The 24,645-nt window shown below is 73.5% G+C and carries 18 protein-coding genes; 6 read left to right on the top strand and 12 right to left on the bottom strand.

Annotated elements, in window-relative coordinates:
* Window positions 1-4: 4 nt before the first annotated feature.
* Entirely contained in the window at window positions 5-2,902 is a 2,898-nt protein-coding gene (locus COUCH_RS30445) for an ATP-binding protein (protein WP_249608639.1), read from the top strand.
* A 1,360-nt stretch (window positions 2,903-4,262) separates the two neighbouring features.
* On the opposite strand, the gene lipA is transcribed toward COUCH_RS30445, so the two are convergent.
* A complete protein-coding gene (gene lipA, locus COUCH_RS30440; RefSeq protein WP_249613856.1) occupies window positions 4,263-5,159 on the bottom strand; it encodes a lipoyl synthase in 897 nt (298 codons plus the stop codon).
* Between the two features lie 606 nt (window positions 5,160-5,765).
* On the opposite strand from lipA, the gene aspS reads away from it, so the two are divergent.
* Window positions 5,766-7,022, top strand: coding sequence for an aspartate--tRNA(Asn) ligase (gene aspS, locus COUCH_RS30435; protein ID WP_249608638.1), 1,257 nt, complete (start codon window positions 5,766-5,768; stop codon window positions 7,020-7,022).
* Between the two features lie 138 nt (window positions 7,023-7,160).
* Here the strand turns inward: aspS and COUCH_RS30430 are convergent, their stop codons facing one another.
* The 7 genes from COUCH_RS30430 to lpdA all read right to left on the bottom strand — a co-directional run bounded on the left by COUCH_RS30430 (window position 7,161) and on the right by lpdA (window position 16,464).
* Window positions 7,161-7,325 carry a peptide ABC transporter substrate-binding protein gene (locus COUCH_RS30430; protein WP_249608637.1) on the bottom strand — a complete coding sequence of 55 codons (165 nt, stop codon included), beginning with the start codon at window positions 7,323-7,325 and terminating at the stop codon, window positions 7,161-7,163.
* A complete protein-coding gene (gene lipB / locus COUCH_RS30425; RefSeq protein WP_249608636.1) occupies window positions 7,322-7,951 on the bottom strand; it encodes a lipoyl(octanoyl) transferase LipB in 630 nt (209 codons plus the stop codon). Before lipB ends, COUCH_RS30430 begins: the two co-directional genes overlap by 4 nt.
* Before the next feature lie 305 nt (window positions 7,952-8,256).
* Window positions 8,257-10,164: a DUF2079 domain-containing protein gene (locus COUCH_RS30420; protein ID WP_249608635.1), complete on the bottom strand. Its 1,908-nt coding sequence runs from the start codon at window positions 10,162-10,164 to the stop codon at window positions 8,257-8,259.
* Between the two features lie 86 nt (window positions 10,165-10,250).
* On the bottom strand, window positions 10,251-12,116 hold the full coding sequence (locus COUCH_RS30415) for a DUF2079 domain-containing protein (protein WP_430640836.1): 1,866 nt from the start codon (window positions 12,114-12,116) through the stop codon (window positions 10,251-10,253).
* Window positions 12,117-12,146: 30 nt separating this feature from the next.
* Window positions 12,147-13,064, bottom strand: a complete 918-nt coding sequence (locus COUCH_RS30410) for a TIGR01777 family oxidoreductase (protein ID WP_249608634.1) — start codon at window positions 13,062-13,064, stop codon at window positions 12,147-12,149.
* An 80-nt stretch (window positions 13,065-13,144) separates the two neighbouring features.
* Window positions 13,145-15,022 carry a 2-oxoglutarate dehydrogenase, E2 component, dihydrolipoamide succinyltransferase gene (gene sucB, locus COUCH_RS30405; protein WP_249608633.1) on the bottom strand — a complete coding sequence of 626 codons (1,878 nt, stop codon included), beginning with the start codon at window positions 15,020-15,022 and terminating at the stop codon, window positions 13,145-13,147.
* 56 nt (window positions 15,023-15,078) lie between these two features.
* On the bottom strand, window positions 15,079-16,464 hold the full coding sequence (lpdA, locus tag COUCH_RS30400; protein ID WP_249608632.1) for a dihydrolipoyl dehydrogenase: 1,386 nt from the start codon (window positions 16,462-16,464) through the stop codon (window positions 15,079-15,081).
* A 194-nt stretch (window positions 16,465-16,658) separates the two neighbouring features.
* Here lpdA and COUCH_RS30395 point away from each other — a divergent pair, with 194 nt between their 5' ends.
* On the top strand, window positions 16,659-16,979 hold the full coding sequence (locus tag COUCH_RS30395) for a hypothetical protein (RefSeq protein WP_249608631.1): 321 nt from the start codon (window positions 16,659-16,661) through the stop codon (window positions 16,977-16,979).
* A gap of 106 nt (window positions 16,980-17,085) precedes the next feature.
* Here the strand turns inward: COUCH_RS30395 and COUCH_RS30390 are convergent, their stop codons facing one another.
* Window positions 17,086-18,636, bottom strand: a complete 1,551-nt coding sequence (locus tag COUCH_RS30390; RefSeq protein WP_249608630.1) for a leucyl aminopeptidase — start codon at window positions 18,634-18,636, stop codon at window positions 17,086-17,088.
* Window positions 18,637-18,774: 138 nt separating this feature from the next.
* Between COUCH_RS30390 and gcvT the strand changes: the two genes are divergently transcribed.
* A complete protein-coding gene (gcvT, locus tag COUCH_RS30385) occupies window positions 18,775-19,878 on the top strand; it encodes a glycine cleavage system aminomethyltransferase GcvT (protein WP_249608629.1) in 1,104 nt (367 codons plus the stop codon).
* A 4-nt stretch (window positions 19,879-19,882) separates the two neighbouring features.
* Here the strand turns inward: gcvT and cobS are convergent, their stop codons facing one another.
* Window positions 19,883-20,605, bottom strand: a complete 723-nt coding sequence (gene cobS / locus COUCH_RS30380; protein WP_249608628.1) for an adenosylcobinamide-GDP ribazoletransferase — start codon at window positions 20,603-20,605, stop codon at window positions 19,883-19,885.
* Entirely contained in the window at window positions 20,598-22,409 is a 1,812-nt protein-coding gene (locus tag COUCH_RS30375; RefSeq protein ID WP_249608627.1) for a bifunctional adenosylcobinamide kinase/adenosylcobinamide-phosphate guanylyltransferase, read from the bottom strand. Before COUCH_RS30375 ends, cobS begins: the two co-directional genes overlap by 8 nt.
* Window positions 22,410-22,558: 149 nt before the next feature.
* Here COUCH_RS30375 and COUCH_RS30370 point away from each other — a divergent pair, with 149 nt between their 5' ends.
* Together COUCH_RS30370 and COUCH_RS30365 are read left to right on the top strand one after the other, a co-directional pair.
* The gene (locus COUCH_RS30370) at window positions 22,559-22,756 is read left to right on the top strand and encodes a hypothetical protein (protein WP_249608626.1); all 198 of its coding nucleotides are present in this window, start codon (window positions 22,559-22,561) and stop codon (window positions 22,754-22,756) included.
* Window positions 22,753-23,583 carry a site-2 protease family protein gene (locus COUCH_RS30365; protein ID WP_249608625.1) on the top strand — a complete coding sequence of 277 codons (831 nt, stop codon included), beginning with the start codon at window positions 22,753-22,755 and terminating at the stop codon, window positions 23,581-23,583. Before COUCH_RS30370 ends, COUCH_RS30365 begins: the two co-directional genes overlap by 4 nt.
* Window positions 23,584-23,628: 45 nt before the next feature.
* Here COUCH_RS30365 and COUCH_RS30360 read toward each other — a convergent pair whose 3' ends face one another.
* Complete coding sequence (locus COUCH_RS30360; RefSeq protein WP_249608624.1) at window positions 23,629-24,627, bottom strand: aldo/keto reductase family protein; 999 nt, start codon at window positions 24,625-24,627, stop codon at window positions 23,629-23,631.
* Between the last annotated feature and the right edge of the window lie 18 nt (window positions 24,628-24,645).

Here is a 24,645-nt window from a genome sequence, read left to right as displayed (position 1 = left end):
TTTGGTGGTGATCGCACCTTTCGGGCCCGGCGCCGGGACGGCGTTGCATGGCATGCTCGACGGCGTGACCGCGCACGCCAGCAGCGACGTCCTGGTCGGCAGGGAAGCCGATCTCGCCGCGCTGCGCGACGCGCTCAAGCGGACGCGCAGCGCCGAGCCGTCGGCCGTGCTGGTCGGCGGGGAAGCGGGCGTCGGCAAGACGCGGCTGGTGGAGGAGTTCTGCCGTACGGCGCTTGCCGACGGCGCGCGCGTGCTCACCGGGCAGTGCTTGGAGCTGGGCGAGGAAGGCCTGCCCTTCGCGCCCTTCGCGGCGGCCCTGCGAGAGCTCGTCCACGCCGACGGCACGTCCGTCCTGGAGGGGCGCGAGCACGACTTCGCCCGCCTGCTGCCCGAGCTGGGGCCCGCCGAGGCCACCGCGGAGACCCGGCGGGGCTATCTGTTCGAGCTGGTCGCGGCGCTGTTCGCGCGGGTGTCGGAGCGGCAGCCGCTCGTGCTCGTGCTGGAGGACCTGCACTGGGCCGACCGTTCCACCCGGGACCTGATCGGCTTTCTGGTGCGCTCCGCCCGGCTGCCGCACGTGCTCCTGCTGGCCACGTACCGCACCGACGAGCTGCACCGCGGCCATCCGCTGCGACCGTTCCTCGCCGAGCTGGATCGCGTACGAGGCGTGCAGCGCACCGAGCTCGACCGGCTGGAGCGGGACGGCACCGCGGAGATGCTCACCCACCTGCTCGGCGCCGAGCCGGAGCCGGCCGTGGTCGACACCATCCACGAGCGGGCACAGGGAAACCCCTTCTTCATCGAGCAGTTCGCGGCGGCCGGCGACCCGCAGTGCTGCGACATCCCGCACAGCCTGCGCGACCTGTTGCTGACCCGGGTCGACATGCTGCCGGAGCAGGCGCAGCGGGTGCTGCGGGTGGCGGCGGTCGGCGGCACCACCTTCGGGCACGACCTGCTCAGCCGGGTCGCGGGCATCGACGAGGCGGAGCTGGAGTCGGCGCTGCGCGTCGTCGTCGCGGCCCAGCTCATCGTGGTCGACGCCGACGGCGGGTACGAGTTCCGGCACGCGCTCGTCCGGGAGGCCGTGCACGATGACCTGCTGCCCGGGGAGCACGCCCGGCTGCACGCGCGGTACGCGCAGGCGGTGGAGGCCGAGCCGCACCTCGTCGCCATGGGACGCGCACCCGCGGAGATCGCCCACCACTGGCATGCCGCGCACGACTACCCGCGGGCCCTCACCGCGGCTCGGCTCGCGGCGAGCGCCGCCGCCGAACGGTACGCGTACGCGGAACAGTCCAGCCTGCTGCAGCGGGTCCTCGAGCTGTGGGAGGTCGTCGACGACGCCTCCGAGCTGCTCGGTGCCGGCTACATCGACCTGCTCGAGGAGAGTGCGCTGGCGGCCATCGCGGCCGGTGACCACCAGCGGGCGCTCAAGCTGACGAAGGCCGCGCTGGCCGACCTCGACCCGGAGGCCGAGCCGCTGCGGGCCGCCCGCCTCCTGGTACGCCGCGCGAAGCTGCTCTACACCGCCGGCACGAGCGACGGCGCGGCCGAGTCCCGGGAGGCGTACCGGCTGCTGCTGGCCGCCCCGCCGTCCCGGGAACGCACCATGCTGATGGCCGACGTCGCCTACCAGTTCGGCGGCGTCGACGACGACCTCGCCGCCCAGGTCGCCGCCGAGGTGATGGCGGCCGCGGCCGAGACCGGCGACGTCGCCACCGAGGTGTCCGCGACCATCACGTACGGCCGGGTGTGCGGTGGCCGCATCTCCGCGGAGGAGGCGCTGCCGTCGATGCTGCAGGCCGCCGCCCGCGCCCGGGAGACCGGCGACCTGCCCAACCTGGCCCGCGCGCTCGTCAACGTGTCGGACTCCCTGTTCGAGCTCGGGCGCTACGAGGAATCCGCGGCCGCCGCCGCCGAAGGCGTCCCGTACGCGGACCGCGTCGGGGTCAGCCGCACCACCGGAGTATTCCTGCTGGCCAACCACGCCGAGGCGCTGATGGCGCTGGGCCGCTGGGACGAGGCGGACGCCCGGCTCGAGGAGGCGGCCCGGCTGGACCCGCCCGGCACGCTGGCCCTGCCCTGGCTCCGCCTCCGCGCCCACCTGCGCCTGGCCCGCGGCCACGAGGGGGCGCAGCCGCTGGTGCAACGGGCGGTGGCGTACCTCGGGCGGCCGTACCTGCACCGCGAGCACCGGCTCTCCCTGCTGGAGCTGCGCATCCGCGAAGCCCAGTGCTCCGGCGACGAGGCGGCTGCGACGGTCGCGGCCCGCCTCGCCATCGCGGAACCCACCGAACCGGACCGCGCCCGTTACCGCTGGCCCCTCCTGGCCGCGGCCGCCGCGGTCGAGGCACCCGACGTCCGAGAAGGCGTCGCCCGCATCGCCGTGATCATGCCCCAGCGCCACCCCGTCGACCGTGCGTACGCCGCCCAGGTACGCGCCACCCTCGGCAACAGCCCCGAACCCTGGCGCGAGGCACTGGCGGCCTGGCACACCGACGGTCAGCGCTACCCCCTCGCCGTCGCCGCGCTGAGCCTCGCCACGGCGGAAGCGGCTGCGGGCAACCGTACGGCCGCCGCGGAAGCAATCGAGGAGGCAACCGCAACAGCGGCAGCCCTGGGCGCCACACCCCTCGTCACCCAGGCAGACACGCTGGCGCGCCGCCTCGGCCTGCGCTCGGCGACCCATCCGGCTCCCACCGGCACGGACAACCTGACCGACCGGGAACGCGAGGTGCTGCGGCTGGTCGCGGAGGGTCACAGCAACAGCCGGATCGCGGAGCAGCTGTACATCTCCCCGAAGACGGCAAGCGTGCACGTCTCCCGAATCATCGCGAAGCTGGCCGTGACAAGCCGGGGAGAGGCAGCGGCCGTCGCCCATCGGCTGGGCCTGCTGAACTGAGCACGCCGAAGTCCGCGGCCGGGCAGAAGCCGGCCCCCTCCGACCGGCCGTCGTTCAAGCGGGCCGCCTCCGATCGGCCGTCGTTCAAGCGGGCCGCCTCCGATCGGCCGTCGTTCAAGCGGGCCGCCTCCGATCGGCCGCCGCTCAAGCCGGCCCCCCGATCGGCCGTCGCTCAAGCCGGCCACTCGGCGTCGGGGCCGGTCGACGCACCCACCCGCAAGGCAGCCGGGCTGCCGGTGCTGGGCTGTGGGCGGCGGGCTGTTGGCTTCTGGGCTGTTGGCCGCTGGGCTGTTGGGCGTCGGGATATTGGTCGCTGGCCTGTTAGCAGCGGGCTATTCAGCGTCGCGCCGGTGGGCTGCCAGCTGCCGGCCGGGGCCCCAGGGCGTGCGACGTCATGGTCCGCCGCTTGCGGGCGTGCGAGGTTGCTGTTCGCCGCCTGCCTGCCTGGGAGGTCGCTGTCGCTGCCTGCCGACCCGGGAGGTGCCGTTTTCGCCGCCTGCCGGGCTGGGTGCGGGTAGCGCTGCCCGGGCCAGGTTCAGGCCTTTGCCCCGGCTGTCGGCGGCGGGTTCCGCGGCTGACGGCGGCGCTCCCCGTCGCGGGCGCCGGCCGTATCGCAGCTGCCATCCGACGCCGCCGCGGTTGGGGTCAGCGGGCCGGTGCCGTGCGGGCTCACCGCTGTCGCAGGCGGGTGCACCTGCCGCCGTGACGGTCATCGGTCGCTGCTCGCGGTAGCGGTCGTCGCGCTTGCATCCGACGGCGATCGCTCGTCGGGTGGACCACGACGGCGGTAGCGCACCGAGCGGCTTGTGACGCCCGTCGCTTCCCCGCCGCCTGCGATGTGGGTCGCTCACCGGGCCGCCTGCGATGTAGGTCGCTCACCGCGCCGCCTGCGATTGGGAGGCCTACGGGCCCCTACGCATGGATCGCTCACCGGGCCGTCGCGGCATGGATCGCTCACCGGGCCGTCGCGGCATGGATCGCTCACCGGGCCGTCGCGGCGTGGATCGCTCACCGGGTCGCCGTGACGCGGGTCGCCGGTCGAACCCGTCGCGACGGAGATCGCTGGCCGGGCCGCCGCGACGTGGGTCGCTGGCCGGGCCGCCGTGACGGGGATGGCTGGCCGGGCCGCCGCGACGTGGGTCGCTGGCCGGGCCGTCGCGACGGGGATCGCACGTCGGACTGTCCGCGATGCGGGTCGCTGGCCGGGCGACGTGACGCGGGTCGCTCGCCGGACCGTCGGGGACCGGGTCGCTTGCCGGGCCGCCTACCCGCGGGGTGGGTGGCGGCGCCGGCTGCGGCGGGGTGCTTCGCGGGTGCGGGCGACGGCGGCCGGTTGTGGGCTGGTTGTCGCGCGGGATGTTCAGCCGCGGGCGGCGAGGGCCTGCTGGTAGAGGCGGCCGGCTCGGTATGAGGAGCGGACCAGGGGGCCCGACATCACGCCGGCGAAGCCGATCTGCTCGGCTTCTTCGCGGAGTTCGACGAATTCTTCCGGCTTCACCCAGCGGTCGACCGGGTGGTGGCGGGGGGTGGGGCGCAGGTACTGGGTGATGGTGATGAGCTCGCAGCCCGCGGCGTGGAGGTCGCGGAGGGCTTGGGAGACTTCCGAGCGTTCTTCGCCCATGCCGAGAATCAGGTTGGACTTGGTGACGAGGCCGGCGGCTCGGGCCTGGGTGATGACGTCGAGGGAGCGGTCGTAGCGGAAGCCGGGGCGGATGCGCTTGAAGATGCGGGGGACCGTCTCGACGTTGTGGGCCAGGACCTCGGGCGCCGCGCCGAAGACCTCGGCGAGTTGCTGGGGGTCGGCGTTGAAGTCCGGGATGAGGAGCTCGACACCGCAGCCTGGCTGCAGCTTGTGGATCTGGCGGACCGTCTCCGCGTAGAGCCAGGCGCCGCCGTCGGGGAGGTCGTCGCGGGCGACGCCGGTGACCGTGGCGTACTTGAGGCCCATCGTGGCGACCGACTCGCCGACGCGGCGGGGCTCGTCGGCGTCGAACTCGGCCGGCTTGCCGGTGTCGATCTGGCAGAAGTCGCAGCGGCGGGTGCACTGGTCGCCGCCGATCAGGAAGGTGGCCTCGCGGTCTTCCCAGCACTCATAGATGTTGGGACAGCCGGCCTCCTGGCAGACCGTGTGCAGGCCTTCCTTCTGCACGAGCCCGCGCATGTGCGTGTATTCCGGGCCCATCTTGGCTTTGACCTTGATCCACGGCGGCTTCCGCTCGATGGGAGTTTCGGCGTTGCGCGCCTCGATGCGCAGCATGCGGCGGCCCTCGGGAGCAATAGTCACAGCCCTGAGATTACGCCGAACACAAGATCAAGCGGGCCAGGGGCGACGAGGCTCACGTGGGCGAATCTGTGAGGGCCCTCACGCCTGCCCGGAAAACCGCGTGCGTCGACTTCCCGCCCGCTGTTAACGTCCCGGCCACGGCAGTGACGGAACCGAGTAACGCCCCGATCCCGCCGGCCGAGAGAGCCACCGGCAGCTGTGAAGGTGGCCCGGTGCCGGGGCGCGAAGACACTCCCGAGCCGCGTTGTACAAGAGGCGCCCGTCGCGCACGGACGCCTCCGTCGGGCCCAGGCCCGGACTCAGCCGCACGCAGCGGACGGTCCGGCCGGGACCCGGGCCCGGTACCGGCCGCGAGCGGCGGTGGACCGGCCGGGTTCCGTGCGGAGGCGGTCGCGGCAGCGGAGGGGTCCCAGCCGGGGTGCCGGCCCGAGGTCGGCCGCGAGCGGCGGCCGGTCGGGCTGGGGCGTACGGGGGCGGGCCGGGGTCCGGCGGGGGCGAAGGTGTGGTGGCACCGCGAGGTTTCCCGCTCGCCCACACCTCCCTGGGGCCGCGTTGCACACACCAGAGGAGGTTCCCGCCATGCAACGCATCCTCTCCACCGAGTTGGCCGCCCACGAGAAGCAGACCGTCACGATCGCCGGGTGGGTGCATCGGCGGCGGCTGCTGAAGTCGGTCGCTTTCCTGATCGTCCGGGACGCCGCCGGGCTCAGCCAGGTCGTCGTCGCCGAGCCGGGCGTACGGGCGCAGGTCGAGGAGTTGCCGGAGGAGACCGTCGTCGAGGTCACCGCCACGGTCGTCGCGAACGCTGCGGCTCCGGCCGGGGTTGAGCTCGTTGCCCCCACCGTACGGCGGATCAGTGGTGCTGTGGCCGTACCGTTGCCTTTCGAAGTGCATCGGCCGACGCTGAGCGCGACCATGGCGACGCAGCTGGACCATGCCGCCCTGGCCCTGCGGCATCCGTCGCGGGCGACGGCGTTGCGGGTCGCAGCGGCCGCGACCGCCGGGTTCCGCGACGCGTTGGAACGGCGGCGGTTCGTGGAGATCCACACCCCGAAGATCGTGGGTACGGCGACCGAGTCCGGCGCGAACGTCTTCGAGCTGGACTACTTCGGGCGGCCGGCCTACCTTGCGCAGTCGCCGCAGTTCTACAAGCAGATGATGGTCGGCGTCTTCGAGCGGGTGTACGAGGTCGGCCCGGTGTTCCGCGCCGAGCCGCACGACACCGCCCGGCACCTCGCCCAGTACACGTCGCTCGACGCGGAGCTGGGGTTCATCGGCGACCACCGCGACGTGATGGCCGTGCTCACCGAGGTGGTGGCCGGCATGACGGCGGCCGTCGCCGAGCGGACCGGGGTTCCGGTGCCCGCGGTCCCGGCGGAGATCCCGGCGGTGCACTTCGCCGAGGCGCTGCGGATCGCCGGGGCGCCCGCCGACGAGCCGGACCTGGCGCCGGCGCACGAGCGGGCGCTGGGGGAGTGGGCGCTGCGGGAGCACGGGTCCGAGTTCGTGTTCGTCACCGGGTACCCGATGGCCAAGCGGCCGTTCTACACCCATCCGCAGCCGTCCGACCCGCGGTGGAGCAACAGCTTCGACCTGCTGTTCCGGGGGTTGGAGCTGGTGACGGGCGGGCAGCGGCTGCACCGGTACGAGGACTATGTCCAGGTCGTGCCCGACCCGGCGGCGCTGGGCGGGTACCTGGACGGGTTCCGGTACGGGATGCCGCCGCACGGGGGGTTCGCGATCGGCCTGGAACGGTTCGTGGCGCGGCTGACGGGGGCGGCGAACGTGCGGGAGGTGACGGCTTTCCCGAGGGACCTGCACCGGGTCATGCCGTAGCTGCGGCGCGGCCCCGGAGTAGGGCGGCCGGGGCCGCGGGGGGCTGGGCACGACGGTCGGGGGTGTCCGGTCAGGGGGCGCCCGGCCGGCGGCGGTGCGGCCGGGGCGGCTGTCCGGCGGGTGGCGGTTTGGCGGGTGTCAGAGGACGACGGCGATCGTCACGCCGACGACGATGATCAGCGGGAGGACCGTCATCAGGATGAGGATCCACCAGGCGATCGGGTGGCCGAAGTTCAGCGAGACGCCGCCGGCCTTGTTGGGGACGAAGACGCGCTTGTCGCGGGGATCGTTGTACAGCTTCACAGCAGCGTCGCGAGGTGTCGTTCGACCACCGGCATGACATCCGCGACCGTGACCGGGCGGCCCAGCTCCGCGCTCAGCGAGGTGACGCCGGCGTCGCGGATGCCGCAGGGGACGAAACGGTCGAAGTTCGACAGGTCGCAGTCGCAGTTGATCGCGAAGCCGTGCTGGGTGACGCCGCGGGCCACGCGGATGCCGATCGCGGCGACCTTGCGGTCCGGGCCACGCTCGTCGGCGCGGACCCAGGCGCCGCTGCGACCCTCGACGCGGTCCACGGTGACGCCGAACTCGGCGCAGACCTCGATCAGCATCTGCTCGATGCGGCGGACGTACGCGACGACGTCGACCGGGTCGGTGAGCTTGACGATCGGGTACCCGACGAGCTGTCCCGGGCCGTGCCAGGTGATCTTGCCGCCGCGGTCGACGTCGACGACCGGGGTGCCGTCCATCGGGCGGTCCATCGGCTCGGTGCGCTTGCCGGCGGTGAAGACGCTGGGGTGCTCGAGCAGCAGGATCGTGTCGGGCCGCTCGCCGGCCACCACGGCCTCGTGCAGGCGGCGCTGCTCGTCCCAGGCCTCGCGGTAGTCGACCAGACCCGGGCGCAGGACCTGCAGCGTGGAAGTCGTCACGAGCCCAGCCTAGTCCGTGGCGCACCGAGGGTGAGGGGCGCTCGGCACCGGCGGGGCCCACGGTCGCCGGGGCCCGGCGGCGGCAAGGAAAGCGCGGTCGGCGGGGTCCGGTGGCGGTAAGGAAAGCGCGGTCGGCGGGGTCCGGCGGCGGCGAGCAGGGCGCGGCTGGCGGGGCCCGGCGGCGGCGAGCAGGGCGCGGCTGGCAGGGCTCGGCGGCGGCAAAGACAGCCGTGGTCGGCGAGGCCCGGGCGGTGGGCAAGGAAGGCGCCGGACGGGCGGGGCGAGGAGGTCGCGGCAACGCGGGGTTAGTCGGTCGGGCGGCGGGGGCCGTCCGGGCCGTCGTCCGGTACCGGCATCGGGTCGATGCCCGGGCGTACGCGCCACACCAGCACGTCCTCCACCCGTTCGCCCGGCCCGAAGAGCTCTTCCATCGTGTGCACCAGCGCCGCCCGGAACAAAATGCCGTCCTTGCCGCTGATCCGGTCCGGGATGAACAGCGCGTCGATCTTCCAGTACGCCAGGTCGCCGCGGACCTTGGCGCGGTCGTAGTTGTCGATGTCGTACGCGTAGCCGGTGACCGCGATGTGGCGCCACATCATGTCGGTGCGGCGTTCCGGCGCTCCCACCCGGCCCGTGCCGTCGGGGCCGCCCGGGCCGAGGAAGTAGCCGTCCGGCATGCCGAACTGGGGGCCGCCGCGGGCCATCGTGTACGCCTGCCAGCGCTGCGCGTCGGGGGTGGAGCTGGCCGCGTACGGGAGGGCGCTCATCACCCCGCCCTCCGGCACGTACCGCTCCCAGCTGCCGTCGGCGATGAACCGTGGCTCGGGGGAGCGCTCGCTGGTGAGCAGCGGTCTGGGGAAGATCGGTACGAGGGCCGCGGCGAACGCCACCGCCCACGTGACGCGCCAGCGGAGGCGCAGGCGTGGAGTCAGCACCCGATCGGCCAGCAGCGCGAGGGTCGTGCCGATCACGCAGGCGACCACGAGGGCCATCCGGGCGGGCAGGGCCGAGTCGAAGATGGGCAGGTGGGCGAGCGCCGCGTACGGGAGCGGGAAGTCGTACTCCTTGTTGAACCAGTTGAAGCGGGGGCCCAGCGACAGCACGGTGAAGAGCAGGCCGACGATCGTCAGCGCGCGCATCAGCGCCCGGCGCCTGCGGTCGCCGCTCCACCAGAGCAGTGCGGTGCCCACGACGATCAGGATCAGCAGCGGCGCCCCGAAGAACGATGCCGCCTCGGTCTGGTTGGAGGCGAGGTCGCCGCGTTCGATGCCCGCCAGGCCGGCCAGCGACTGGAGCGGATAGACGAGGTAGCCGGCCGCGTCCTCGACGAACCTGCGCTGGTCGAAGCCCGTGCCGGAGAACGAGCCGGGCCCGGCGAAGTGCATGTAGAGCGGGTACGCCAGCAGCGCGCCGGCCACCAGCGCGCTGACGCCCAGCGCGGCGAGGGTGGTCGGGGCTGCGGCGCGGGCCTGTGGCCAGGTGGCCCGCCCGGCGCTCCACGCGATGACGAAGATGGCCGTGGCGAGGGCGATGGAGAACAGCATCTCGGCGGCGATGGTGAAACCGGCAGCCATGAGCACGCCCAGCACGATGCCGTCGCGCAGCCAGCGGCGGGACGCGCGCAGCTTGAGCACCCACCAGAGGATCGCCGGCGCCAGCCAGCCGGCCGTCCAGTTGAGATGGCCGTTGGCGTGTGCGATCCAGCCGGGCGCGAACCCGCAGAAGAGGCCGCCGATCGCGGCCGCCGACCGGTGCCGGACGGCGTGGGCGTGCAGCAGGAAATACCAGCCGTACGCCGACACGGCCAGGTTCAGCGTGAGGATCGTCACGTACGAGATCTGGGCCCCGGCCAGCATGGTCAGCGGCGCGAAGAGGACGGCCAGCACGGTGATGGACGTGTTCGCCGCGAGGTTCACGCCCACCGGCGCGTTGAGCAGATCGGTGTGGAACGGGTTCGCCCCGTTGCGCAGGATCTGCACGCCGTAGCCGAGCAGCCATTCGAAGAACGCGTGGTCGCCCTCGTTGAAGCTGAGCGAGCGCCGGTACGGGTTCTCCCACAGGCCCGAGGTGACCCAGTACGCCGTCGCCAGGCAGAGCAACGCGACGCCCACGTCCCAGAGCCAGTTGAGCGACCAGCGACTGCGGGCCGCCCGCACTTCGGGCACCGCCGGCGGTTCGGCGGCGACGGCGGGGGCGGTTGTTGCTACGGCCACGCGCCGAAGTTAGCAGCGTCCCGACAGTTGCACCGGCCGGGGCGGAGCCGGACGTCGATCTTTAAGCAGACGTTCAGCCGGGCGCGTTAATCTCCCGTGCCGCGCCCGGCCGGGTCGATGCCGGGGCGGATGCGCCACAGCAGCACGCCACCCACCCGTTCCGGTGTGCCGAGCAGATCCGTCGCCGTGAGTTCCACCGCGGAGCGGAACAGGTCGGTGTGCGCGCCGGTGATCTCGTCGGGCAGGAAGACCGCCTCGACGCCCCAGAAGGCGAAGTCGCGCCGCGCCTGGTCCCGGTCGAAGTCGTCGAGCGGGACCACCGTGCCGTAGTAGGCGGCCCGGAAGAACAGCCAGTCGGTGGCCCGGGACTCCGCCCCGATCCGGCCGGTGCCGTCCGGCCCGCCCGGCCCGAGGAAGTAACCGCCGGGGATGCGGAACTGCTTGCCGGCCCGGGCCATCGTGTACGCCTGCCAGCGCTGCCCGTCCGGGGTGTCCGTGGTGGCGACCGGCAACGCGGTCAGCACGCCGTTGTCGCTGACGTAGTCGCGCCAGATGCCGTCCGCGATGAACGCCGGCTCCGGGGCGCGCGGCCGGGTCAGCACGGGCAGCGGGACCAGCGGCACCAGCGCCAGCGCGAACGCGGCCGCCCAGGTGGCGTGGGCCCGTACCGATGGGAGCGGCTCGGTCAGCAGGCGGTCGGCGAGCAGCGCCACGACGATGCCGATCACCGCGGCGACCACGAGCGCGTACCGGGCCGGCAGCGCGGAGTCGAACAGCGGGAGGTGCCGCAGGGCCTCGTACGGGAGGTTGATGCTCGTCTGGGATTTGAAGAACTTCAGCTGCGGGCCCCACGAGAGCAGCAGGAACACCACGCCGACCGCGGAGATGGCGGCCAGCGTCGCGCGCCGGCCCGGTGCCGCGGCCCGCCACAGCAGCACCAGGCCCACAACGGCCAGGATCATGAGGGGTACGCCGAAGAACGACGTCTCCTCGGTCGGGTTGGGGGCCAGGTCGCTGCCCAGCCCCAGCCATCCCGCCACCGACCGGGTCGGGTACTCGAAGTAGGCCCCGAAGTCCTCGGCGTAGTGCGCCTGGTTGAACCCGGTGCCGGTGAACGTGCGCCGGCCGGCGAAGTGCATGTAGAGCGGGTACGCCAGCAGCAGCCCCGCCTGCACCGCGGCCACGCCCAGCGCGGCCAGCACGGTCGGCGCGGCGGCCCGGGCCTCCGCGCGCGTGGCGGGTGCCACGGACCAGACCAGCACGAAGACGCCCGCGGCGAGAGCGGTGAAGAACAGGCCCTCGGCGGCGATGGAGAAGCCGACGGCGAGCAGCACGCCGAGGATCACGCCGTTGAGCAGCCACCGGCCGCGCTCGCGCAGCAGCAGCACGCGCCACAGCACCACGGGCGCGACCCAGCCGGCCGTCCAATTGAGATGCCCGTTGGCGTGTGAGATGAAGCCGGGCGCGAACCCGATGACCAGCCCGCCGAGCGCCGCCGCCACCGGGAGCCGGATCAGCCAGCGGCGCAGGAACAGATACCAGGTGAACGCGGAGGCGGCGAGGTTCAGCGTCAGGATGGTGACGAAGCTGACCTGCGGGCCGGCGAAGAACGTGAGCGGGGAGAACAGTGTCGTGTAGACCGTCACGGAGGTGTTCGCGGCCAGGTTGACCCCGAGCGGCGCGTTCATCATCCACGTGTAGAACGGGTCGGCGCCGTGCCCGAGCGTGTAGACGCCGTAGCCGAGGAGCCACTCGAAGAACGCCTGGTCGCCCATGTTCTCGGTGAGGCCGCGGCCGGCCGGGTCGCGCCACAGGCCGCTGGTCACGTACGTGGCGAGGGCCAGCGCGACGAGGGCGACGATCAGATGCGGGCGCCGGGAACCGGAGCCGTGGCCCTCCGGTGACGCCGGCGGCTCTGCGGACTCGGACGGGGCTGCGGCGACGACGGACACCAGCCGGAGGTTAGCAAGGAAACGCCGGTTTCAGGCGACCGCCGGCCGCTCGGCATCGACGGCCACCCGCAGCGCCGACTCCAGATCCGGGTAGGCGAAGGTGAAGCCCTCCCGCTGCAGGACGCCGGGCAGCACCCGCTGGCTGCGCAGCGCCTCGTGGGCGAACTCGCCGAGGGCCACCTGCAACGCCAGGCCGGGGACCTGCAGCAGGGCCGGGCGGTTCAGGACCTTGCCGAGCGTACGGGTGAACTCGGCGTTGGTGGCCGGCTCGGGGCCGACGAGGTTGACCGGGCCGGCCAGGTCGTCGCGGCCGAGCACGAACTCGACGGCGGAGAGCCAGTCGGCGAACGCGATCCACGGCACCCACTGCTTGCCGCCGCCCAGCTTCGCCCCGGCGCCCGCGCGGAACAGCGGCATCTGCGGCTTCAGCAGCCCGCCGCGCGCGTCCAGCGGCAACCCGGTGCGCAGCAGCGCGACCCGCGTGCCGGCGTCCTCGGCGGGACGGGCGGCGGCCTCCCAGACCCGGCACACGTCGGCCAGGAACCCGGTGCCCGCCGGCGCCTCCTCGGTGACCTCGCGGTCGCCGGTGTCGCCGTACCAGCCGACGGCGGAGGACTGCAGCAGGGCCCGGGGCCGGTCGGCGGCCGGCAGCTTGCTGATCGTGCTGGCGATGGTGCCGGTGGTGTCCACCCGGCTGCTGCGGATCAGGCTCTTGTAGCGGGCGGTCCAGCGCTTGTCGCCGACGCCGGCGCCGGCCAGGTTGATCACCACGTCGGCGGCGGCGACCAGGGCCGGGTCCAGCTGGCCCGCGGACGGCTTCCACGAGGCCTCGCCGGGGTTCTCGGCGGGGCGGCGCACCAGCAGGGTGATCTCGTGCCCGGACCGGCGTAGCCGCTCGGCGAGGGAGGTGCCCAGGAAGCCCGACGCGCCGGCCATGAGGATCCGCATGGTCACCATCATTCCCGACGGTGAACCCGTTCAAAACAGAAGAAGGGGCGCCGGAGCGCCCCTTCTTTGTGATCTTTCGCTTAGCCGTGCAGGCCGAGGTCGCCCTCGAACTGGCCGGCCTCCAGCCGCTCCTTGATGGTGACCAGGAAGCGGGCGGCGTCCGCGCCGTCCACGATCCGGTGGTCGTAGCTGAGCGCCAGGTAGACCATCGACCGCGGCACGATCAGCTCACCCAGGTTCGGCTCGTCGACGACCACGGCCCGCTTGACCACCGCGCCGGTGCCGAGGATGCCGACCTGCGGCTGGTTGATGATCGGCGTGTCGAACAGCGCCCCGCGGCTGCCGGTGTTGGTCAGCGTGAAGGTGCCGCCGGACAGCTCGTCCGGACTGATCTTGTTGTTGCGGGTGCGGTCCGCGACGTCGGCGATCCGCTTGGCCAGGCCCGCGAGGTTCAGGTCGCCGGCCTCCTTGATCACCGGGACGACCAGGCCCTTCGGGGTGTCGACCGCGATGCCCAGGTGCTCACCGTCGTGGTACGTGACCGTGCCGGCCTCCTGGTCGATCGAGGAGTTCACGACCGGGTGCTGGCGCAGCGCCTCGACGGCGGCCAGCGCGAAGAACGGCAGGAACGACAGCTTGACGCCGTTCTGGGCCAGGAAGTCGGCCTTCGCGCGGTTGCGCAGCTGGGCGATCTTCGTGACGTCCACCTCGACGACCGTGGTGAGCTGCGCCGAGATCTGCAGCGACTCGACCATGCGCCGGGCGATCGTCGCGCGGATGCGGGTCAGCTTCTCGGTGCGGCCACGCAGCGGGCTCGCGGCCGGCTTCGGCGTGGGTGCCGAGGCGGGGGCGGACTGCGGGGCGGCGGCCGGGGCCTTCGCCGCGGCTGCGGCCTTGTCGGCGGCCTCGATGACGTCCTGCTTGCGGATGCGGCCGCCGACGCCGGTGCCGGTGATCGACGCCAGGTCGACGCCCTTCTCGGCGGCGAGCTTGCGCACCAGCGGCGTCACGTACCCGGCGTCGCCGGCGCCGTTGCCGCGGACCGTCTCGGCGGCGGGGGCGGCGGGCTGGGCCGGAGCGGCGGGCTCGGCGGCGCGTTCGGCGGCCACCGGGTCCTTGGCGACCTCCGCCTCGGGGGCCGGCTCCGCGTACGACGAGCCGGGCTCGACCGACGGTGACTGCTGCTGCGGCGCCGGGGCCTGCTGCTGCGGGGCCTGCTGCTGCGCGGTCTCCTGCTCGGGCGCGGGGCTCTGCTGCGGGGCCGGCGCGGCCGCCGGAGCGCTGCCCGGGGTGCCGATGATCGCCAGGTCGGCGCCGACGTCCGCGGTCTCGTCCTCGGGGACCTTGATCTCCAGCACGGTGCCGGCCACGGGCGACGGGATCTCGGTGTCGACCTTGTCGGTGGAGACCTCGAGCAGCGGCTCGTCCATCTCGACCGTCTCGCCGACCTGCTTGAGCCAGCGGGTGACCGTGCCCTCGGTGACGCTCTCGCCGAGGGCGGGCATCTTCACGGCCGTGCCGTCGCCGCCACCGGCCGGCGCGGCGGTCTGCGGCGCCGGCGCCTCCTCCTCGATCGGCTTCTCGGTCGAGGGGGTGGTCGGCGCGGCGGGCTCCGGGTCGGGCTGCTGCTCGGCGGCCTGCGGCTGCTGCGCGGGGGCCTCCTGCGCGGGGGCCTCCTGCTGGGCGGCCGGGGCGGGGGCGGACGACTCCGCCTCCTCGCCGTCGCCGGCGATCACCGCGAGCTCGCTGCCGACGTCGGCGGTCTCGTCCTCGCCGACGACGATGCGCGAGAGCACACCGGCGGCCGGCGACGGGATCTCGGTGTCGACCTTGTCGGTGGAGACCTCGAGCAGCGGCTCGTCCGCCTCGACCCGCTCGCCCTCCTGCTTGAGCCAGCGAGTGACGGTGCCCTCGGTGACACTCTCACCCAGCCGCGGCATGGTGACCGATACCGGCATGTCTCAGAACTCCTTAACCGCTGTGATCGGGCCTGTGGGTTGTCGTCGATCGGGAATCAGGCGTGTGCGTGCAGGGGCTTGCCGGCGAGGGCCAGGAAGGCCTCGCCGAGCGCCTCGTTCTGCGTCGGGTGCGCGTGCACCAGCTGGGCCACCTCCGCGGGGAAGGCCTCCCAGTTGTAGATCAGCTGCGCCTCGCCGACGAGCTCGCCCATCCGGGCGCCGACCATGTGCACGCCGACCACCGGACCGTCCTCGACCCGGACCAGCTTGACGAAGCCCTGAGTCTTGAGGATCTGGCTCTTGCCGTTGCCGCCCAGGTTGTAGTTGTACGTCGAGACCTTGTCCGCGCCGTACTGCTCCTTGGCCTTGGCCTCGGTGAGCCCGACCGAGGCGACCTCGGGGTCGGAGTAGGTGACCCGCGGGATGCCGGCCTCGTCGATGACGGCCGGGTGCAGCCCCGCGATCTCCTCGGCGACGAAGATGCCCTGCTGGAAGCCGCGGTGCGCGAGCTGCAGGCCGGGCACGATGTCGCCGACCGCGTAGATGTTGCCGACACCGGTGTGCAGCCGCTCGTTGGTGATCACGAAGCCGCGGTCCAGCGTGATGCCCTGCTCCTCGTAGCCCAGGCCCTGGGTCGTCGGGCCGCGGCCGACGGCGACCAGCAGGATCTCGGCCTCGACGGTCTCGCCGCCGGCGATCGTGGCCCGCACGCCGTTCTCGGTGTGCTCGACCTTCTCGAACGGCTTGCCGACCTTGAAGTTGATCTTCCGCTTGCGGAACGCCCGCTCGACCGCCTTCGAGACGTCCTCGTCCTCGGCGGCGACGAGCCGGGGCAGCGCCTCCAGGATCGTCACGTCCGCGCCGAAGGACTTCCACACGCTGGCGAACTCGACGCCGATCACGCCGCCGCCGAGCACGATCGCGGAGCTGGGCACGCGGTCGAGCTTCAGGGCGTGCTCGCTGGTCAGCACGCGCTTGCCGTCGACCTCCAGGCCGGGCAGCGACCGCGAGTACGAACCGGTGGCCAGGATGACGTTGCGGCCGGTGTAGCGCTGCCCGTCGACCTCGACGGTGTCGGCGGAGACGAGCTTGCCCGTGCCCTGCACCACGGTGATCTTGTCCTGCTTGAGCAGGCCCTGCAGCCCCTTGTAGAGGCGCCCCACGACGCCGTCCTTGTAGGCGTTGACCCCGGCCATGTCGATGCCGACGAGGTCCGCCTTGATGCCGAACTGCTCGCTCTCGCGGGTCTGGTCGGCCAGCTCCGCGGCGTGCAGCAGCGCCTTGGTGGGGATGCAGCCGCGGTGCAGGCAGGTGCCGCCCAGCTCGGCCTTGTCGATCAGCGCCACCGAGAGGTCGAGCTCCGCCGCGCGCAGGGCGGCCGCGTAGCCACCGCTGCCGGCGCCGAGGATCACGATGTCGAAGGTTCCGCCAGGCTGGCTCACGTCTACTCCCGATCGCGTTGCCGTTTGATCATCTTGCCGTCGGTGATCTGCCGTTGCCGCATGGGTCACATGGTGGAAACGGTCACAGCTCTCCAGGTCATCTTGTCACTTGACGAACCGCCGGACGCAGTCAGGTGCCCAATGACACGTGCCCAACACGTACCCTTGCGGCAGTTGAGTCCCGAGGAGGGTCGGTGGCCTGGTTCCGGAGGCGCAGGGAGCCCTCGCGCACGAGCGGACGACCTGCGGATCGCGCGGATCTGGAGTACCTTGCCGAGTTCGTCCGTTCCCGGCGGGGCGTCGAGGCGTTCATCGAACCGCGGACCACGGTGACCGAGACCACGATCCTGCTGATCGCCCACGACGGCGAGTGGACCCGGCGGCGCATCGAGTCGCCGGAGGCCGCCCGGCGCTTCGCCCACCAGCTGGCGATGCCGATCTACGACATCCGGCTGATGGGCTACCCGCAACGGATGCGCGACTACAACGCCCGCCAGAAGCGCCGCCCCGCCTGAGCGGCCCCGCCACCGGTCAAGCCCGGCGGCGGCGTGATCAGGCCGGGACGGCAGCAGGCGCGGCGTGTGCCACGCGCGCCTGCTGCGCCCGTACGTGTGAAGTGGGTTATCCGTTGGCCGCGACGTCGTCGATGAGCGCGAGGAACGTGCGGACCGGGACGCCCGTGCCGCCCTTCGTCCAGTAGCCGGTCGCCTCGCCGGAGTGGTACGACGGCCCGGCGATGTCGATGTGCGCCCACGGCACGCCCTCTTCGACGAACTCGCGCAGGAACACGCCGCCCTGCAGCATGTGGCCGGCGCGGTCCATGCTCGCGTTGACCTGGCTGATGTCGGCGATCTCCGACTCCATGCCCTTGCGCACGTCGTCCGGCAGCGGCATCGGCCAGGCGGGCTCACCGACCGACTCGCCGGCGACCTTGACCCGCTCGCACGTCTCGGGGTCGCCCATGACGCCCGCGATCCGCTTGCCGAGCGCGATGACCTGCCCGCCGGTCAGCGTGGAGGTCTCGAAGACGTAGTCGGTGCCGTCCGCGCAGGCCCGGGCGATGGCGTCGCCCAGCACCATGCGGCCCTCCGCGTCGGTGTTGAGCACCTCGACGCGCTTGCCGTTGAACATCGTGATGACGTCGCCCGGCCGGTACGCGGTGCCCGACGGCATGTTCTCCGCCATCGCGAGGTAGCCGGTCACCGCGACGGCCGGCTTGAGCGCGGCGACGGCCAGCATCGTGGCGCCGACGGCGGCCGCGCCGGCCATGTCGGACTTCATCTCCCACATGCCGGCGGTGGGCTTGATGCTGATGCCGCCGGTGTCGAACGTGATGCCCTTGCCGACCAGCGCGACCCGCTTCGGGTTCGCCACGCCCTCGGGGGTGTAGCTGAGCTTGACCAGCCGCGGCGGCGCCTCGGAGCCCTGGCCGACCGCGACGATGCCGCCGTAGCCGCCCGCCTTCAGCGCCTCGAAGTCGAGCACCTCGACCTCCAGGCCGGTGCCCTCGGCCGCCGCCACGACCGCGTCGGCGAACGCCGGGGGCCGCAGGTCGTTGGGGGCGGTGTTGACCCAGTCGCGGGTCAGGCGCACGGCCCGGGAGACCGCCTCGGCGCGGGTGACCTCGGTGCCGGCGGCGGCGTCGGCCGCGTCCGCCACGACCACCTGCAGGGCGGTGACCGGGTCGCGGCGGCCCGGCTGCGGCTTCGTCTTGTAGCCGGCGAAGCGGTACGACCCCAGCAGCGCGCCCTCGAGGATCGCGCGCAGCACGCCGGGGGCGTCGGCGTCGTCGGGCACCGGCAGGGCCAGCGCCACCGTGCCGCTGCCCGCGAGGGCCCGGACGGCCGCGCCCGTGCCACGCCGCAGCGTCTCCGGGGCGGGCGCCGAACCGGACGGCTCGTCGCCGAGCCCGACCGCGACGATCAGCGGCGCGGCGATCGTGCCCAGCGTGGCCAGCTTGGTCACCTCGCCGGGGGCGCCGGTCGCGCCCAGCAGCGCCAGGGTCGCGGTGAGCCGGCCGTCGAACGCGGCGGCGATGCTCTCCGCGCCGGCCGCCGGCAGCAGCGCACCGGCCTCGTCGGGCTGGCTGTGCAGGCCGATGACCAGCGCATCGACGGCCAGTTCGGCGGGGTCGCTGTCGACCAGGCTCAAGGTGGGGGCGGGGTGGGTCACTCGGGCTCTCCGCGGGCGACTGGGGCCGGAGCTCCCTCGTGGGCGGCTCCGGCGGATGGTCCGTCCGGTGCGGGTCGCCCGGACGGCGGTGTCCCGCCGATGCTAACCACATGCAAGGTCACGGGTAAGTTGCCACTCATGTCCACCGACGCCACGCCCCTGCTCCGTTCGCCCCTGCACGAGCGCCACAGCGCTCTGGGCGCCAAGTTCGCCGCGTTCGGCGGCTGGGAGATGCCGCTGGAGTACGCGGGCGGCGGTGTGCTGCGCGAACACGCCGCCGTACGCGAGGCCGTCGGCGTCTTCGACGTGTCCCACCTGGGCAAGGCGCGGGTGTCCGGCCCGGGCGCGGCGGAGTTCGTCAACGCCTGCCTCACCAACGACCTGGGCCGCATCCGGCCGGGCCGGGCGCAGTACACGCTGTGCTGCGACGACGCCACGGGCGGGGTGGTCGACGACCTGATCGCGTACCTGATCGGGCCGGACGAGGTCTTCCTCATCCCGAACGCCGCGAACACCGCCGAGGTCGTGCGCCGGCTGAGTGCGGCCGCGCCCGCCGGCATCGAGGTACGCGACGAGCACCGCGGCCACGCCGTCCTCGCGGTGCAGGGCCCGCAGTCGCCGGACACCGTCAAGGCGCTGGGTCTGCCGGTCGAGCACGAGTACATGTCGTTCTCCACGGGCCGCGTCGACGGCGTCGAGCTGATCGTGTGCCGCACCGGGTACACCGGCGAGGTCGGCTACGAGCTGGTCGTGCCGTGGGACGACGCGACGCGGGTGTGGGACGCGCTGGTGGCAGCGGGCGTGCGTCCGTGCGGGCTGGGTGCACGGGACACGCTGCGCACGGAGATGGGCTACCCGCTGCACGGCCAGGAGCTGTCGCTCGAGATCACCCCGGTGCAGGCGCGTTCCGGCTGGGCGGTCGGCTGGTCCAAGCCGGCGTTCTGGGGCCGCGACGCGCTGCTGGCCGAGAAGGAGCAGGGCCCCCGGCGGTCGCTGCGCGGCCTGGAGCTGACCGGCCGCGGCATCCCGCGGGGACACATGCAGGTGTACGCCGGCAGCACGCTCGTCGGCGAGACGACCAGCGGCACGTTCTCGCCCACGAAGAAGGTCGGCATCGCGCTGGCGCTGCTCGACACGGCGGCCGGGCTCGCCGAGGGCGACGAGGTCGAGATCGACATCCGGGGCCGGCGGATCGCGGCGCGGATCGTGAAGCCGCCGTTCGTGCAGACCTCGGTGCGCTGAGGCGCTACGCCAGCGCGAGCCCGAGAAGGGTCAGCGTCGTGGCGACCTCCGTGACGGCGCCCAGCACGTCACCGGTGATGCCGCCGAAGCGCCGTACGGCGTGACGCAGCAGCAGGAGCACGACGACGACCACCGCGGCGACGACGGCCGGGCCGGCCCAGAGCCGGTCCGGCACCGCCCACACCGCGCCGGCCGCGACGACGACCGTGATCGTCGCCGCCAGGGGAGTGGGCACGGTGGCGGCGACCAGCGCGCCGAGCCCCTCGGGCCGCGCGGCCGGCACGCCGCGGCGGCAGGCCAGCACGATGCCCAGCCGTCCCGTCACCCACGCGGCGACGATCGCCCACGGACCCACCTCGGTCAGCGCGGCGGCCTGGATCAGCAGCGTGAGCGCGATCGCGGCCACCCCGAACGGGCCGATGTCCGGCTTCTTCATGATCTCCAGCGCCGCGTCCCCGGACCGGTACGACCCCAGCGCGTCCACCGTGTCGGCGAGCCCGTCGAGGTGCAGTCCCCGGGTCAGCAGCACCCCCACGGCGACCGTCACCGTCGCGCCGAGCAGCCCGGCGGGCAGGGCCGCGTGCACCCCGGCCAGGATGAGGCCGAGCAGCGCCCCCACCACCGGGGCGAGGCTCATCGCGCGGGCCGCCACCTGCCGGTCGATCCGTCCGGCGCGGACCGGCAGGACCGTCAGCGTGGTCAGTGCCAGGCGGAGACCGTCACACACTGGCCGGGCCGGGGCCGTCCGGCTCGGGCTCGAGGAACTCGGCGTCGTCGTCGCTCAGCCCGCCGTCGCCCGGCGTCGTGAGCAGGGCCGGGTGCACCGGCAGCAGACCGGCCAGCGCGATCGCCGACCGCAGCAGCGGCAGGGTGGCCAGCGCGTTCGCGCCCTCGCCCAGGTCCAGGCCGAGCTCGAGGACCGCGGTCAGGCCCAGGACGTCGGCGCCCTGGCGGACCAGCTCCTGCCGGCCCGCGTCGGCGAGCAGCAGCCAGTGCCGGCTCTGCGAGGACAGGTCCCGGGCGACGAGCCCGGCCGCAATGCCCACCGGGCCGTCCACCAGCACCGGGATCCGGCGGGCCGCCGCGCCCAGCACCGCGCCCGTGGCCACGGCCAGGTCCGCGCCGCCGAGTTGGGCCAGGACGTCCTTGGCACCCCGCGGCTCCTGCCGGACGCGGTGCATGGCGTCGCGGACGGCGGCGCAGCGCCGCATCCACGCCTCGTCGTCGTAACGGCCGCCGGGCAGGAGCACCCGGGGCAGCACCGCGACCGGCTCGGCGCCGGTGGTCGCGGCGACCACGGCGGTGGCGGCCGCGTCCGTACCGGTGCCGCACGCGCCGATGATCAGGGCGTCGCGCCCGTCGTCCGCGGCAGCGAAGGCGAGCTCCCAGCCCTGCCGCAGGGCCGCGTCGACGGTGGCCGCGTCCAGCACCGGCCCGTCCTCCATCGCGCCGGAGGCGGGCACCCGGACCACGGCGATGTCGGCGTCGGCGGTCGCGGCCAGCCGGGCCAGCGCGCCCTCACCGGCCTCCGCCTCGGCGGCGCGCCGGTCCGAGTCCCGCGGGTCGGCGCCCGCCGCCGCGCCGCCGTCGTGCCGGCCGTCGAGCAGCAGGACGCGTACCCGGCCCCACGGCCGCGGGGTGGCGGTGGCCTGGGTGCCGGCGGCGAACTCGACCGCCTCGATCAGCACGCCGATCCCCGCGCCGGGCAGGTCGACGCGCTCGAGGCGGTCCCGGGCGTCCGGGCCGGCGTCGCCGTCGGGCAGCGGGAGATCCATCCCGGCCTCGATGACCGTGTCGCTCGCGACCGGGGCGGTCGGGCCGGACGACTCCGCCCGGTCGAAGCTGAGCGGCCGGGCCGGTGCGGCGGCGGCGACCGCGGCGACCCTCGCGGGCGGGGTCGCGGCCGTCATCGCGTCGTGCGGCGCGGCGGGGACCTCGGCCGTGCCCTCCTCGGCCTGCACGTCGGTCACGATGCCGGGCTCGGCAGCGCCGGTCTTCAGCCACGTCGGCCGGCCCGCCACCACGAACGCCACCCGGTCACAGGCATCGGCCAGGGCCTGGTTGGCCGTACCGAGCGCGTCGGCGAACGCGCGTCCCACCGGGGTCGCCGGCACCAGCGAGAGGCCGACCTCCGGGCTCACCACGACCACCCGGGCGGCGCACGACCGTACGGCCTCGGCCAGCGCGGTCACGGTGGCCACGTCGTCATTCGGCTGGTTCGCCGGGTCGAGCAGGCCGGCCACCCAGCCGCCCAGATCGTCGACGAGCAGCGTGTCGTCGGGCTTCGCCTCGGCCAGCAGCACGGCCAGCCGCGCCGGGTCGGCACCGGTCTCCTCGGTGGTCCACGACTGCGGCCGGCGTCGCTGGTGCGCCTCGATGCGCCCACGCCACTCCGGATCGTCCTCGCCGCCCACGGCCGTGGCGACGTACCGCACCGACGGCGCGGACGCCACCAGCGCCTCGGCGAACGCGGACTTGCCGGACCGGATCCCGCCGAGCACCAGGACCGAACTCCACCCGTCAGCAGACATGCCCCGTACCTTAGATCCGTCGCCGGCGATCATGCGGCCCGACCCTTCCCGTCCGCCCGGTTCCCGCGTGCGCGCGCCCGGGCGGGCGCGGCGGCGGGTACACCGTAGGGTGGGACGCAAGCATCCGCCACATCGAGGAGGACGACCGCATGCCGTGGAGTTGGCGGTACGAGGGCGTCGACGGGCAGCCCGTGGCCGGCCCGGCCGAGACGTTCAGCAGCCAGGCCGACGCCGAGTCGTGGATCGGGCAGGCCTGGCGCGAGCTGGCCGCCGCCGGGATCACCCAGGTCAGCCTGGTCGAGGACGACCGGGTCGACTACAAGATGAGTCTGCTGCCGGCCGAGTGAGCAGCTTCCAGCTCAGCCGCGGCACCCCGCGCAGCGCCTTCCTGCCCAGCCCGGTCTTCGTGGGCATCCTCGCGCTGGTCGCGGTCAGCGCGTGGATGACCTGGACCGGGTACGGCAACGTCCGCGTCGACGTGTTCCTGCTGGTCACCTCCGGCTGGGTGCTCTCGCTGTGCCTGCACGAGTACGCCCACGCGCTGGTCGCGTACTTCTCCGGCGACCGGGGCGTGGCCGACCGCGGCTACCTGCGCCTCAACCCGCTGAAGTACACGCACCCGGTGCTGTCGATCGTGCTGCCGCTGGTCGCCGTCGTGCTCGGCGGCATCGGCCTGCCCGGCGGCGCGGTCTGGGTGGACCACGCGTACGTCCGCAGCAAGGCCAAGGAGTCGCTGATCAGCGCCGCCGGCCCGGCGACCAACGTGGTGTTCGCGCTGCTGCTCGCGGCCCCGTTCGCGTTCGGCGCCGGCCGCGACATCGACCTGTACCGCGACGGCAGCGGCGAGATCGTCGTCGGCGGCTCGCACGGCGCGTTCTGGGCGGCCCTCGCGGCGCTCGCCTTCCTGCAGGTGACGGCCAGTCTGCTGAACCTGCTGCCGGTGCCCGGGCTGGACGGCGGCAACATTGTGCACCCGTGGTTGAGCGCGCCGTACAAGCGCGCGTACAACCTCTTCGCGCCGTACGGGTTCATCCTGCTGTTCGTGCTGCTCTGGCAGTCGCGCATCAACGTGTATTTCTTCACGCTGGTGGGCTGGATCGCCGGCGCGCTGGGGCTGCCCGATGGCCTCGGCGAGGTCGGCCTGTTCTACATGCGCTTCTGGTCCGAGCTCTGACGCGGCGCGTGGCCCCGCCCGCCGGGCAGGGCCACGCGCCGTTCGTCAGGGCCGGCGTTCCGGGCTGACCGTCTTCTTCGGATCCCGCTCGGCGATGCCGCCGACCGCCTCGTCGATCGCCGCCATCAGGTCCGCCTCCAGGCGTACGCCGGAAGCCTTGGCGTTGTCGTGCACCTGCTCCGGCCGGGACGCGCCGATGATCGCGGCGGACACGTTGCTGTTCTGCAGCACCCAGGCGACCGCGAGCTGAGCCATCGACAGGCCGGCCTGCTCGGCGAGCGGCTTGAGCTTCTGCACGGTGGTCAGCACCTCGTCGGTCATCAGGCGCTGGATGAACTGGGCGCCCGACTTGTCGTCGGTGGCGCGCGAACCCGCCGGCGGCTGCTTGCCCGGCTCGTACTTGCCGGTCAGCACGCCCTGCGCGATCGGCGAGAACACGACCTGGCCCAGCCCCAGCTCCTCGCAGGCCGGCACGACCTCGGCCTCGATGACCCGCCACAGCATCGAGTACTGCGGCTGGTTGGACACGAGCGGGATCTTCAGCTCCCGGGCGAGCCGGTGGCCGGCGCGGATCTGCTCGGCCGTCCACTCCGAGACGCCGATGTAGAGCGCCTTGCCGGAGTGCACGATGTCGGCGAACGCCTCCATCGTCTCCTCGAGCGGCGTCGAATGGTCGAAGCGGTGCGCCTGGTACAGGTCGACATAGTCCATCTGCAGCCGGCGCAGCGACCCGTTGATCGACTCCATCACGTGCTTGCGGGACAGGCTGCGGTCGTTCGGGCCGGGGCCGGTGGGCCAGTACACCTTGGTGAAGACCTCGAGGCCCTCCCGGCGCTCACCCTTGAGCGCCCGCCCCAGCACCTCCTCGGCGGCGGTGCCGGCGTACGCGTCTGCGGTGTCGAAGGTGGTGATCCCCACGTCGAGGGCGGCCCGCACGCACGCGGCGGCGGCCTCCTCCTCGACCTGGGAACCATGGGTGATCCAGTTGCCGTACGCGATCTCGCTGATCATGAGACCGGAACGGCCGAGGTGACGGAACTCCATGACCGCCGACCCTACCCG

Origin of the sequence: Couchioplanes caeruleus (assembly GCF_023499255.1) — a bacterium.
In the GTDB taxonomy this organism is placed as follows: Bacteria; Actinomycetota; Actinomycetes; order Mycobacteriales; family Micromonosporaceae; genus Actinoplanes; species Actinoplanes caeruleus_A.
The sequence above is the reverse complement of the archived record's forward strand: the minus strand, read 5'-3'. Positions and strand labels throughout refer to the sequence as shown.